The organism is Parasynechococcus sp. (genome assembly GCF_042954245.1).
Taxonomy (GTDB): domain Bacteria; phylum Cyanobacteriota; class Cyanobacteriia; order PCC-6307; family Cyanobiaceae; genus Parasynechococcus.
The window spans coordinates 1-12517 of the sequence record NZ_JBGKDP010000083.1 but is presented as its reverse complement, the minus strand read 5'-3'; the positions used below and the strand labels follow the sequence as shown (position 1 = coordinate 12517).

Genomic DNA, 12517 nt, shown 5'->3' with positions numbered 1-12517 from the left:
GCGGAGCCGCCGATCAGTTCGGGCAGGTTGGGGCCCAGAGCACCCAGGCAGATCTGGGAGTGCTTGCGGGTGGCCAGGCCACCGTCTTCGGGGGTGTAGGTGGGCAGGTCCTTGTCCCAACCCTCGGGCAGCTCGCCGCGCAGCATCCGCTCGAACTCGGCGGCTTCGCTGGGGTACTTGGTGCGGTAGGTGGCCAGGGTCTGGTTCCACTCGGCTTCAAGGCTGGCGCCGCGGTCGATGGCCTGGCGGAATTGGTCGTAGGCGTCTTGAGGGATTTCGAAGGGGGCGTAGTCCCAACCGAGCTGCTGACGGGTCAGGGCTGCTTCCTCTTCACCCAGGGCAGCACCGTGCACACCGGCGGTGTCGGCCTTGTTGGGGGAGCCGTAGCCGATGGTGGTGGTCACCTTGATGATCGACGGCTTATCGGTCACGGCCTTGGCGGCCTCGATCGCCTTGGCGATGGAATCCACATCGGTGTTGCCTTCGGCCACGTGCTGCACGTGCCAGCCGTAGGCCTCGTAGCGCTTCAGCACGTCCTCGGTGAAGGACACATCGGTGCGTCCATCGATGGTGATGCTGTTGTCGTCGTACAAAGCGATCAGCTTGCCCAGCTTCAGGTGACCGGCCAGGGAGGCTGCCTCGGAGGCCAGACCCTCCTGATTGCAGCCGTCGCCCATGATCACGTAGGTGTAGTGATCCACCACGGTGGCGTCGGCCTTGTTGAACTTGGCTCCCAGGTGGGATTCTGCGATCGCCAGGCCCACGGCGTTGGAGACGCCGGCACCCAGAGGGCCAGTAGTTACTTCAACACCAGGGGTTTCGAAGGTTTCGGGGTGACCCGGCGTCTTGGAACCCCACTGGCGGAACTGCTTGATGTCCTCAATGGAGACCGAATCGTAACCGGTGAGGTGCAGCAGCGCGTAGAGCAGCATGCAGCCGTGGCCAGCCGACAGCACGAAGCGGTCGCGGTTGAACCACTTGGGGTTCTTGGGATTGTGTTTGAGGAACTTGTCCCAGAGCGCATAACCCATGGGTGCGCAGCCCATCGGCAGGCCGGGGTGACCGCTGTTGGACTTGTTGATGGCGTCGACAGCCAGCATCCGAATGCTGTTGATGCAGAGCGTGTCGAGAGACGCGGGCGCAGCGACCATGGTGTTAGGAGAAAAAGCTGGAGCGATTTTGACGCACGGCGTGAGCGCGGAGGCTCAGCTGGCGCGTTTGAAGGCCAGGCAGACGTTGTGGCCGCCGAAGCCAAACGAGTTGGACAAGACGGTTCCCAGTGTCTGATCCCGCGCCTCATTGGGCACGACATCCAGATCACAGTCGGGATCCGGGGTGTTGTGGTTGATCGTGGGGGGTACGACGCCGTGTTGCAGCGCCAGCACGCAGGCCACGGCTTCGATGCCGCCGGAGCCACCCAGCAGGTGACCGGTCATCGATTTGATGGAACTCACCGGAATCTGCAATGCGCGCTCACCCAGGGCGCTTTTGATCGCTGAGGTTTCGTTTTTGTCGTTCGCCGGGGTGCTGGTGCCATGGGCGTTGACGTAGTCAATCTCGGACGCATCAATGTCGCCATCGGCCAGGGCCAGGCGTATCGATTCGGCACCACCGACGCCACCGGGCGTGGGTGAGGTGATGTGATGCGCGTCGCAGGTCATCCCGTAACCCACAACTTCACCGAGGATCGTGGCGCCACGGGCTTGGGCGTGCTCGAGGGTTTCGAGCACCAACACACCGGCACCCTCCCCGATCACAAAGCCATCGCGCTCCTTGTCGAACGGACGGCTGGCCGTGGCCGGATCGTCGTTCCGGAACGACAGGGCCTTGGCACTGGCGAAGCCGGCAACGCCCAGAGGAGTGATCGCCGATTCGGCGCCACCGCACACCATGGCGTCGGCTTTGCCCAGCTGCAGCAGCCGGAAGGCATCACCAACGGCATTGGAGCCGGCAGCACAGGCGGTGGCGACTGCGGAACTCGGTCCTTTGGTGCCGAGGGCTATGGCGGCAAGGCCCGTGGCCATGTTGGGAATCATCATCGGCACCGTGAATGGGCTCACCCGTCCCGGGCCTTTGCCCTCCAGCACGTGGGCTTGGGTCTCCATCGTCAGCAGACCCCCGACGCCGGAACCGATGATTGTGCCGATCCGATCAGCGTTTGCGTCGTTGATCTCAAGGCCGGCCTGGGCGACAGCCTGTTTGGCAGCCACCACGCCGAACTTGCAGAACCGATCCCAGCGCTTGGCTTCTTTCGGTTCGATGAAGCCGGACGGATCGAAATCCTTCACCTCCGCCGCAAAGCGGCAGGCGTGCTCGGATGCATCGAATAGGGTGATGGCCTCCACTCCGTTGCTGCCGGAGGTGAGGCCGTTCCAGTAGTCCTGAACCGTGTTGCCGATCGGTGTGACCGCGCCGAGGCCGGTGATGACGACGCGATGGAGACCATCCACCATTGCGTTGCTCAGGCCTGCTTGTCTTCGATGTATCTGACGGCGTCACCAACGGTGGTAATGCCTTCAGCTGCTTCGTCGGGAATCTCGATGTCGAAGGCCTCTTCAAGGGCCATCACGAGTTCCACGGTGTCCAGAGAATCAGCACCTAGATCGTTCTGGAAGTTGGATTCGGGCTTCACTTCGCCGGAGTCAACACTCAGTTGCTCCGCAACGATTGAGCGCACTTTTTCGAGAATCGCTTCCTGGGACATGGCCGTGGCAACGGGACGCTGCATCTTACGGGCACGCCTCCGTTGGCCTTCTCGCCAGCGACTGCGCCGTTAACAACGGTGACGGCCTGGCCATGGACCGGCGAAGGACGGGTACGTTTGCCGCAAGCCTTCGTATGCATCGGGCATATGTCCCACGCCGTCAAGATCTACGACACCTGCATTGGCTGCACCCAGTGTGTCCGTGCCTGCCCTCTCGATGTGCTTGAGATGGTGCCCTGGGACGGCTGCAAGGCCGGCCAGATTGCTTCCTCTCCCCGCACCGAAGACTGCGTCGGTTGCAAGCGCTGTGAAACCGCCTGCCCCACTGACTTCCTCAGCATTCGCGTTTACCTAGGTAACGAGACCACCCGCTCGATGGGTCTGGCGTACTGATTTGCTCCGTTTCAACTCATAAGCTCGGCCCGGCTTCAGCCGGGCTTTTTTTGTATGTGCGGAATCGTTGCCCTGGTGGGTTCCCGAGAAGCGGCACCCCAGCTCCTGGAGGGCCTCCGGCAATTGGAGTACCGCGGTTACGACTCCGCTGGGATCGCCACGGTGGCCGCCCAGGGCCAGCTGACCTGCCTGCGAGCCAAGGGCAAGCTCCGCAACCTCACCGCTTGTGTTGAAGCAGAGGGGGCATCTGGCCAATGCGGCATTGGCCACACCCGCTGGGCTACCCACGGCAAACCGGAAGAGCGCAATGCCCACCCGCACCGCAGCAATGACGGGGCGGTGGCAGTGGTGCAGAACGGAATCATTGAGAACCATCGGGCCCTGCGGGAGCAGCTGGAGGCTTCCGGGGTGGTGTTCCAGTCGGAGACCGACACCGAGGTGATTCCCCACCTGCTGGCTGCGGAACTGCAGCAGTTGCAAGCCGAGGGCAGAACCCCAGGTGGTGTGTTGTTGCTGGAGGCCCTGCAGCGGGTGTTGCCCCAGCTCCATGGTGCCTATGCCCTGGCGGTGATCTGGGATCAGGCGCCGGGGGCGTTGGTGGTGGCCCGTAAGGCGGTCCCCCTGTTGATCGGCTTGGGGGAAGGGGAATTCCTCTGTGCCAGCGACACACCGGCCCTGGCAGGCTTCACTCGCACGATCCTTCCCATGGAAGACGGTGAGGTGGCCTTGCTCTCACCCCTGGGGGTGGAGCTTTACGACGCGGCAGGGACGCGTCAGCAACGCATGCCCACCCAGCTCAGCGGGGTGGACCACGTGGCCGACAAGCGCGAATTCCGCCACTTCATGCTCAAGGAAATCCATGAGCAACCCGAGACGGCAGAGCTGTGGGTGGCGCGCCATCTGCCCCACGGGCTGCCTGCTGAGCAGCCCGTGGCGCTGCCGATGGACGATGCCTTTTACGCCGGGATTGAGCAGATCCAGATCCTGGCCTGCGGCACCAGCCGCCATGCCGCCATGGTGGGGGCCTACCTGCTGGAGCAGTTCGCCGGCATTCCTACGTCGGTGCACTACGCCAGTGAATTTCGCTATGCTCCGCCGCCGCTTGCCACACACACCCTCACCATCGGGGTGACCCAGTCCGGTGAAACAGCCGACACCCTGGCGGCTCTGGCGATGGAAGCAGAGCGGCGTCTGGCCCATGGGGATCCAGCCTTTGCCCCCCGCCAGCTGGGGGTGACTAATCGTCCGGAGAGCTCCCTGTCACGTCAGGTGCCCCACATCCTCGACATCGGGGCCGGCATCGAAGTTGGTGTGGCGGCCACCAAGACCTTCCTCGGTCAGTTGCTGGCTTTTTACGGCCTGGCGATGGCTTTTGCCGCCCGTCGTGGGTCTCGCCCCGCAGCGGAGATCAATGTTCTTGCGGAGGAACTGCGCGACCTGCCCCAGCAATTGCGCCAGCTGGTGGATCTGCACGACCAACGTTCTGAGGCCCTGGCTCCTCGCTTTGCCGACACCCAGGACGTGATTTTCCTGGGCCGGGGAATCAACTATCCGATTGCCCTCGAGGGGGCGTTGAAACTCAAGGAGATCAGCTACATCCATGCCGAGGGCTACCCGGCCGGTGAGATGAAGCACGGTCCGATCGCCCTGCTCGATTCCCGGGTGCCGGTGGTGTCGATCGCTGTGCCCGGTGTGGTGTTCGAGAAGGTGCTCAGCAATGCGCAGGAGGCGAAAGCTCGCGATGCCCAATTGATTGGAGTAGCGCCTGTGGGACCTGACACAGATCTGTTTGATGAACTCCTGCCGGTGCCCTCGGTGAGCGAGTGGATCAGCCCCCTGCTCACCGTGGTGCCGATGCAGTTGATGAGTTATCACATCGCAGCCTATCGCGGCTTGGATGTGGATCAACCCCGTAACCTTGCCAAAAGCGTCACGGTTGAGTGACTGGTAGATCTGGTCTGAGTGCGTTCAGTTAAGTCCCAGTCTCCTTCCGTCATAACAAGCTCGTTCGCTTACCTTGGCGCACCAGGATTGGTTCTTGATATACCAGGAACAGTGGCTGCAAGACCTGCTTCCAGGTTGTGGCGTGGATGCCAGCCCAATTCTTTTTTGATACGGCTTGGGTCAATGGCATAGCGATAATCACGACTGGGTCGGTCGTTCACGCGTTTGACTAACTCAATGTGAGGTGCATGTTCTGGTTGCCGCTGATCTAGCTGTTTGCATATTGCTTCCACCACTTCCTTGTCGGTTCTCTCTCCATGCCCACCAACGCGGTAACTTCGTCCCAATTGGCCCCGACAAGCTGCTAGTAGCAGGGCGTCCACATGGTCTTCCACGTATAGCCAATTACGAACATTCAGGCCATCGCCATAGAGGGGAATAGTTTCACCTTTGGTTGCCTTCAAGGTAGCTAGAGGTATCAGCTTCTCAGGAAATTGCCAAGGTCCGTAGTTGTTTGAGCAGTTTGTCAATACAGTCGGCAGGCCAAACGTATGATTCTAAGAGCACACAAGGTGATCGCTGGCTGTCTTGCTTGCGGAGTAAGGACTTCTTGGGTCGTATGGGGTTGTTTCTGAAAAGCGTCCTTCCGTACCGAGCAAACCGAATACTTCGTCTGTGCTTATGTGGTGCAGTCGAAAGTCCTCCTCGCGTTGGCCTTTGAGGATTTTGAAGTGTTCGAGGGAAGCTTGTAGCAGGTTGAAAATTCCGAGCACATTGCTGTCGATAAATGCACCGGGACCGGAGATAGATCGGTTCACGTGACTTTCTGCTGCAAGGTGCATCACTAGGTCGGGATCAGCCTTTTGAACCACATCTCGCACGAGATCAGCTTTCACGAGGTCGACATACAGAAATTGGTAGCGTCCGGCTGCTTCATACCCAAGAGCGCTTAGGGTTTTCTCGATAGATGTCAAGTCACTGGCGTAACCCATTTTGTCAAGATTGAACACCGTGGCATCGCTCTCATTGAGTAGGCGTCTGACCACCGCTCCGCCGATGAATCCAGCGCCTCCGGTGATGAGAATCCGCTCTCGGCGTCTGAGTAGGTCAGCGGTAGTAGGCTCGTCGTACTCATGGTCTTTGATTTGTGGAGAAGTGATTGAGAAAGGTGATGGATTTCAGTTAGTAACCTTGGAAATTTCTAAAGAGTCCTGTGGCGCAGTTATTACAGCTGATTCACGCTATTTTTTGCGGCTCGTGCGCCTCATTAATTTGTTCCAATTTGACAAAGGGGGATTAGATTATGCTTGTTCAATTATTTGACTAGTTCAGCTTATCTTTTTCGCTTCCCTGTCCAGATTGCTTTGTAGTGCAACGTGATCACTTTCGTTTTCATCGAGCATCTTTAATGGATATGTGCCGTAGCTACTTTTTTCTTGCAGCAGCGCTAGGCTTTCTAGCCTTGATGCGTTGATCCAGCTTTGGCGCCAGGCCACCTCTTCGGGGTAGCCGACCTTGAGACTCTGTCTTTGTTCAAATGTTCGTATGTAGCTGGCTGCATCATTGAGTGAGTCGTAAGTTCCTGTGTTTAACCAGGCCATGCCTCGACCCATTAGTTCCACTTGAAGTGATTTTTTATCCAAGTACATCATATTAATGTCTATAATTTCTAGCTCTCCGCGGGCTGATGGGAAAACTATTTTTGCTCATTCTACTACCCTTTCGTCGTAGAAATAAAGCCCTGTGACTGCATAATGGCTTTTAGGTTTAGAGGGGCTTCTCCTCTAAGTTCAGAACGTGTCCTGATCTGTCGAACTCAACAACGCCATGGCGTTTGGGATCGCTTACTGGATACGCGAATATTGTCGTTCCTGCTGATCGGTTGTTGCTTCTTGCCAGTTGGGGGATAGATCCTTGGCCATGGAAAAGATTGTCTCCCAACACCAATGCTGCTGGTGCACTGTTCAAAGATTTAGCTTCGATTAGGAAGGCCTGGGCTAGGCCGTCGGGGTTTGCTTGAATTGCGTATTGGATCTCCAGACCCCAGCAGGATTCCATCTCCTAGTAGTCGTCGGAAAGATGCCTGATCGTGAGGTGTAGTGATGATCAAGACCTCACGGATCCCCGCAAGCATAAGAGTGCTGAGTGGGTAGTAGATCATCAGCTTGTCGTACACCGGCAGTAGTTATTTACTTACGCAGGCGAGTGCCGCTTCCTCCTGCAAGGAGGATTCCTTTTCGCTGCATTATTTTTATATCCCTAATTGTTGATTGGCTATGTGTCTTTGATCACCGCGCCCGTATACGTCGTCGAAGCGGATGATGTCGTCTTCTCCGAAATACTCGCCGCTCTGTACTTCGATCAGTTCCACAGGGATCCGACCGGGGTTGGAGAGGCGGTGTTTGCAGCCCATTGGGATGTAAGTGCTCTGGTTTTCCCCCACCAGCTGTTCGGAGCCATCGCGCTCCACCAGGGCCGTGCCCTTCACCACCACCCAGTGCTCGGCGCGGTGGTGGTGCATTTGCAAAGAAAGGCTGGCGCCGGGTTTCACCGAGATCCGTTTCACCTGCCAGCGGGTTCCTTCGGTGACGCCGGTGTAATGGCCCCAGGGGCGGTAGATCTTGCGGTGCGCCTTGCCTTCCGGGCTGCCGGCGGCCTCCAGCTGCTTCACCACTGTTTTGATCTCCTGGGCTTTGGAGCGATCCGCAATCAACACGGCGTCGTCGGTTTCCACCACCACGAGGTTTTCAACCCCCAGCCCCACCACCAAGCGGTGTTCGCTGCGCAGATAGCAGTCGCGGCTGCCTTCGGCAATCACGTGACCTTGCAGCACATTGCCTTGGGGATCGCGCTGTTCTGAGGTTTCCCAGAGCGCGCTCCAGCTGCCGACGTCGCTCCAGCCCGCATCCAGCGGCAGCACACTGCCCAGTTCCGTTTTCTCCATCACGGCCACGTCAATGGCCACGTTGGGGCATTTGGCAAAGGCTTCCCGTTCCAGTCGATGGAATTCCAGGTCGGCCGTGTCCTGCTCCAGAGCCGCGCGGCAGCAGCTCACCACCTCCGGGGCCAGTCGCTCCAGTTCCGCCAGCATGGTGCTGGCACGGAACAGGAACATGCCGCTGTTCCAGGTGAAGCGGCCCGTGGCCAGGAATTGCTCTGCTGTGGTCTGATTGGGCTTCTCCACAAAGCGCTTGATCGGCATATGGGCCGGTCCCCCAAGGGAGAAGGGTTCGCTGGCCTCGATGTAGCCGTAGCCGGTTTCCGGCGCCGTCGGCACGATCCCGAAGGTCACCAGTCGTCCCTCTTCGGCGGGCCGACGGCCAGCGTCGATGGTTTGGCGGAATTGGGCGGCATTGCGGATCAGGTGATCCGCCGCCAGCACCAGTAGCAGGGGATCATTGCCGTCGTCTGTGGCCTGCAGTGCGGCCACCGTCACCGCCGGGGCGGTGTTGCGTCCCATCGGTTCCAGCAGGATCGCATTCGGTTCGACCTCGATCTGCCGCATCTGTTCGGCCACGATGAAGCGGTGGTCTTCGTTGCAGATCAGCAGAGGAGTCGCCAGGGCCTCCAGCCCGGTCAACCGTTGCTGGGTCTGTTGCAGCAACGTTGCGTCGCCGTCTCCGCCTAAAGGCCAGTACTGCTTGGGGTAACTCGCCCGCGACAGGGGCCACAGCCGTGTGCCAGTGCCTCCGCAGAGGATCACAGGAATCAGCGGTGTGGCGGCCATCACGTCCTGAAAGCGGTGACCCAGATTCGCTCGCCCTAATGGGTTCTGTCGATGCCCCGAGAGAGATCTGTCAGAGCTCCAGCAGGCCCGGCGGTGGGGTAAGCAGCAGCCAGCCGTCCTCCAACTGCACCTCCGGCACGATCGCCTCCACGAAGGGAATCAGCAGCTTGCGGCCCTCTGATGTGGTGATTTCCAGCAGGTCGTTGCCGCCGCTGATCAGGTCGCTCACTGTGCCGATCGCCGCGCCGTCGGCGCTGAGGCGCGCCTCCAAACCCAACAGATCCAAAAGGTGGAACTCGCCTTCTTCCAGTTCGGGCCGATTGTCCGCCGGCACCATCAGCGTCTGACCTACCAATGCTTCTGCCGCCTCTCGGCTTTCAACCCCTGCAAAGCGCACAACGAACACGCTCTTGCCCGGCAGCTGACGACCGCTGTTCAGTTCAATTTCTTTCGGTGCCTTGCCTCGTGCTTTGAGCCACCGAGTTCCGGGCTCGGTGAACCGTTCCGGGAACTCACTGGCGGGGTTGATCCGCAGCTCGCCTTTCAGCCCCTGGACGGCCACCACCTTGCCCACCGGCAGCCAGTCGTTGCTCTCCGCCATGCCATCCGCCGCGCACTCTGCCGATAATGGCGCCAGATCCGTCCGCGAACGTGCCATGGCATCTGCACCTGCTCCGATCCTTCCCGGCTCCACCGTCACCGTGGCTGATGCCATCTCGATTTATAACGGTTACACCGGCTTTGTGCAGCGGATCAGCGGCGACCGTGCAGCCGTTCTGTTCGAAGGCGGCAATTGGGACAAATTGGTCACCCTGCGTTTGAAGGACCTCCAGCCGGCCTAAGGCAATGGACACGGACCGTACGCAGCCTGCGACAACGCCTGCAGGCCACGGTGCTGGAAGCCAGCATCCCGGCGGGCAAGACGTATCACACCGTCATTGTCGGGGCAATTCTCCTGAGTGTTCTGGCCCTGCTGCTGGACCCGACCCCTTGGGCAATTCGGCCCTGCGCCAAACCAGTGCGCCCTGGATCGATCTTGTGCAGAACATCTGCCTGGCGGTGTTTGCGGCGGATTTCGTCCTTCATCTGGCCTTGGTGGAGAAGCCTCGCCGCTACCTGTTCAGTTTCACCGGATTGATTGATGCCTCGGCAGTGCTTTTTTTTCTTCGTACCGCAAGTGCGCGGTGAGCTATTGCTGCGGGTGTTCAAGCTGCTCAAGTTCATCGGTGAAGCCCGCACCATCGGCGTCTTTTTGTTCTTCGTCTTCCTGCTGCAGGTGGTGCTCGGCTACAGCATTTTTGTGATCGAGAGTGCCCGGCCTGACTCCCAGTTCCAGACGGTGGCCAGCGGCGTCTACTGGGCGATCGTGACCATGACTACCGTCGGCTACGGCGACGTGGTGCCCCAGACGGAACTGGGGAGGTTGTTGGCTTCGGTGGTGATGCTCCTGGGTTTCGGCATCATTGCCATCCTCACCGGCATCCTGACGGTGTCGGGGATGCGCTATTACCAGCAGCGGTCGGTGGAAGTGGTCTGCAGCAGCTGCGGGCGTTAGGGGCACCGCAGGGATGCTCGTCATTGCGCTGGCTATGGCGCATCGTTGCCTCCTAGGGCCTGAAGGGCAGCGGCAGCGGCGTTCTGCTCGGCCTCCTTCCGGGAGCGGCCTTTGGCTTCCGCCAGATCCCGGTCTTGGATGCTCACCTGGCAGCGGAAGCGTTCAGAGTCGCCGTGTTGGCTGCTGCATTCTTCGGTGGCGTAGTGGGGCAGTCCCAGCCCCTGGCCCTGGCTCCACTCCTGCAGTGCTGTTTTGCCGTTGAACTTGTGGGGAGTGGCCAGCACCGCTTGGGCGGTGGCACACCAGTGGGGGGTGAGCCAGCGGTGAATCGCCTCAAAGTTGCCGAGGGCGCTGTACAACGCACCGATAAGAGCTTCGGTGGCATCGGCCCGCAGCCTGGATTCGGCGGAACGATCCCCCTTGGCGTGCCGCCCCAGCATCACATGCTGTTCGATGCCAAGTGCTGCACCCACGTCCGCCAGCCAGCGATCGCTGACCAGCTGGGCCCGCAGGTTGGAGCAGGCACCCACCGCGAGATCGGCGTGGTGACGATCAATGAATTCGGTGGCGGCGAGCCGCAGCACCGCATCACCAAGGAACTCCAGCCGTTCCAGGTTGCGGGCCCGGCCGCTCGACACGTGGGTGAGGGCCTGGTCCACCAGGGCGAGTAGCTCAGGGTTGATTGGAATCTCAGCGTCGAAGCGCTGGATCAGGTCGGTGAGCTCTGCGGCGCGGGATGGATCCACAAGGACTCCTGAGCAACGCTGATAGGGGGTGAAAGCAGGGCATAAGCCGGGTTCTGTTCACACCTCCGTGGAGGGTGGGTAGTTATCTATCTGGGACCGCCGTTACCGACGGCCTCAAGCGGCGCGTTCAAACGGAACGGGGCCAATGGCCAGCCGTCGTTCCTTGGCCTTGCTCCCAGCCGGGGTTTACCGAGCCAGCACCTCTCGATGCTGCTGGTGCGCTCTTACCGCACCTTTGCACCCTTGCCTGTGCCGGCGAACCGGCCATCGGCGGTGTGTTTCTGTGGCACTCTCCTCACGGTCACCCGCACTGGGCGTTACCCAGCAAGCCTGGCCATCAGGGAGCCCGGACTTTCCTCAGCCGACACTCAAAGAGATCGGCCGCAACCACCTCGCCTGCTTTCAGATCTCATCATGCCTCGTGGGCATAATTCAGAGGTCTGGGGCTGTAGCTCAGCTGGATAGAGCGACGGTTTCCTAAACCGTAGGTCGTGGGTTCGAGTCCCGCCAGCCCCGTGAGAATTGCTCAAGAGGTAGTGAGCGCTACATCTGGTGGGGGGTGCAGATCGTTCACCACCGCTAGGGTTGGCGTAACCGGGTTTGGGTGCCATGACCCAGCTTCACGATCTTCGTCTGCGGCTGTTGGTGCAGCAGGAAAGTGAGCGGATAGCGAAGTCCCAGCCCACAGATCTTGATCTGTCGGTGGTTCAGGCTCGCTGTCTCTGCTGGCTGGCTCTCTTGGCGGAAGCCCATGAAGACCAGGCCAGTGATGCCGAACGTCGCGGCGACACCGAACAGGCTATGGGTTGGTTCGCCGATTCGATGCGGCTGCGGGATGTGATCGGCGTGGTGTCGTCCATCGAGATCCCCCTACCCGACACCGCTGGTGAGGATGGCCCTCAGGCCGAGGAGGATCTGGGGCCTCAAGCGGCTTGATCGGTGGCATAGTGGGGAGTGACCGCGAGGGACTGCATTGCCGGAAGAGCCCTGCCAGTGCCCGGATTGCCAACGGTTTTACCGGGAGCATGACCGGCTAATCCGGGAGTCCCCCACGCTTCGTCAGCAACAGGAGCTCAACTGGGCAACACTCCAGTCGTTCCGCACCTTGTCCGGTCGGGTGCTCGAGGATCTGCAGAAACAGCATGGGTCCTGCCAGACCGCCGATGCACCAGCTGGTGCGCCTGTGCCAGAGGAATCAGGTGATGCCATCCAGCAGGCCATTGCCGATCTGGAGAACATCAACGCCCATCTGTTCTCGATCGAGGCATTGATGGAACGGGTTTTTGATGTACGCGTCCCGGAGGAAATTGAGCAGAAGTTCCGCGAACTGGCCGATGAGTTGGCTCCTGACCCATTGAATGTGGACCGTCTGCGGCTCAACCGCCTGTTGCACCAGACGCCGGACCTGCCCGATCGCAGCTGAAGCACTGCATGTTGGTTCTGAGCCC

At 60.2% G+C, this 12517-nt stretch carries 11 protein-coding genes, 1 tRNA gene, 1 other RNA gene and 3 pseudogenes; 7 read left to right on the top strand and 9 right to left on the bottom strand.

Features of this window, described 5'->3' with window-relative positions; genetic code table 11:
- The 3 genes from ACGVJ8_RS04135 to acpP form a co-directional block, all read right to left on the bottom strand.
- Positions 1–1151, bottom strand: a 1151-nt coding sequence (locus tag ACGVJ8_RS04135) for a 1-deoxy-D-xylulose-5-phosphate synthase N-terminal domain-containing protein (RefSeq protein WP_392345689.1), incomplete at its 3' end; no start/stop codon positions are given.
- Between the two features lie 54 nt (positions 1152–1205).
- Entirely contained in the window at positions 1206–2453 is a 1248-nt protein-coding gene (fabF, locus tag ACGVJ8_RS04130; protein WP_392345687.1) for a beta-ketoacyl-ACP synthase II, read from the bottom strand.
- 8 nt (positions 2454–2461) lie between these two features.
- The gene (gene acpP, locus ACGVJ8_RS04125; RefSeq protein WP_392345693.1) at positions 2462–2704 is read right to left on the bottom strand and encodes an acyl carrier protein; all 243 of its coding nucleotides are present in this window, start codon (positions 2702–2704) and stop codon (positions 2462–2464) included.
- Between the two features lie 147 nt (positions 2705–2851).
- Here acpP and psaC point away from each other — a divergent pair, with 147 nt between their 5' ends.
- A complete protein-coding gene (gene psaC / locus ACGVJ8_RS04120; RefSeq protein WP_392345685.1) occupies positions 2852–3097 on the top strand; it encodes a photosystem I iron-sulfur center protein PsaC in 246 nt (81 codons plus the stop codon).
- Positions 3098–3151: 54 nt separating this feature from the next.
- On the top strand, positions 3152–5041 hold the full coding sequence (glmS, locus tag ACGVJ8_RS04115) for a glutamine--fructose-6-phosphate transaminase (isomerizing) (RefSeq protein ID WP_392345683.1): 1890 nt from the start codon (positions 3152–3154) through the stop codon (positions 5039–5041).
- Between the two features lie 24 nt (positions 5042–5065).
- Here glmS and rfbB read toward each other — a convergent pair.
- From rfbB to rimM, 4 genes and pseudogenes are all read right to left on the bottom strand, one after another.
- A pseudogene (gene rfbB / locus ACGVJ8_RS04110) lies at positions 5066–6186 on the bottom strand (dTDP-glucose 4,6-dehydratase).
- A gap of 183 nt (positions 6187–6369) precedes the next feature.
- A pseudogene (gene rfbA / locus ACGVJ8_RS04105) lies at positions 6370–7287 on the bottom strand (glucose-1-phosphate thymidylyltransferase RfbA).
- Positions 7288–7292: 5 nt separating this feature from the next.
- Complete coding sequence (locus tag ACGVJ8_RS04100; protein WP_392345681.1) at positions 7293–8768, bottom strand: mannose-1-phosphate guanylyltransferase/mannose-6-phosphate isomerase; 1476 nt, start codon at positions 8766–8768, stop codon at positions 7293–7295.
- A gap of 70 nt (positions 8769–8838) precedes the next feature.
- A complete protein-coding gene (rimM, locus tag ACGVJ8_RS04095) occupies positions 8839–9369 on the bottom strand; it encodes a ribosome maturation factor RimM (RefSeq protein ID WP_392345691.1) in 531 nt (176 codons plus the stop codon).
- Positions 9370–9424: 55 nt separating this feature from the next.
- Between rimM and ACGVJ8_RS04090 the strand changes: the two genes are divergently transcribed.
- Both ACGVJ8_RS04090 and ACGVJ8_RS04085 read left to right on the top strand, forming a co-directional pair.
- The gene (locus tag ACGVJ8_RS04090) at positions 9425–9610 is read left to right on the top strand and encodes an NAD(P)H dehydrogenase subunit NdhS (protein ID WP_392345679.1); all 186 of its coding nucleotides are present in this window, start codon (positions 9425–9427) and stop codon (positions 9608–9610) included.
- Positions 9611–9636: 26 nt separating this feature from the next.
- Positions 9637–10386, top strand: a pseudogene (locus ACGVJ8_RS04085) (ion transporter).
- On the opposite strand, the gene rnc reads toward ACGVJ8_RS04085, so the two are convergent.
- Both rnc and rnpB read right to left on the bottom strand, forming a co-directional pair.
- Positions 10356–11069 carry a ribonuclease III gene (gene rnc / locus ACGVJ8_RS04080; RefSeq protein ID WP_392345677.1) on the bottom strand — a complete coding sequence of 238 codons (714 nt, stop codon included), beginning with the start codon at positions 11067–11069 and terminating at the stop codon, positions 10356–10358. The pseudogene ACGVJ8_RS04085 and the gene rnc overlap by 31 nt on opposite strands.
- 26 nt (positions 11070–11095) lie before the next feature.
- Positions 11096–11473: RNase P RNA component class A (rnpB, locus tag ACGVJ8_RS04075), an RNA gene on the bottom strand.
- 38 nt (positions 11474–11511) lie between these two features.
- On the opposite strand from rnpB, the gene ACGVJ8_RS04070 reads away from it, so the two are divergent.
- From ACGVJ8_RS04070 to ACGVJ8_RS04060, 3 genes are all read left to right on the top strand, one after another.
- Positions 11512–11585 (top strand) — tRNA-Arg (locus ACGVJ8_RS04070).
- A gap of 93 nt (positions 11586–11678) precedes the next feature.
- The gene (locus ACGVJ8_RS04065) at positions 11679–12005 is read left to right on the top strand and encodes a hypothetical protein (protein ID WP_392345675.1); all 327 of its coding nucleotides are present in this window, start codon (positions 11679–11681) and stop codon (positions 12003–12005) included.
- 37 nt (positions 12006–12042) lie between these two features.
- Positions 12043–12492 carry a hypothetical protein gene (locus ACGVJ8_RS04060; protein ID WP_392345673.1) on the top strand — a complete coding sequence of 150 codons (450 nt, stop codon included), beginning with the start codon at positions 12043–12045 and terminating at the stop codon, positions 12490–12492.
- Positions 12493–12517 lie beyond the last annotated feature (25 nt).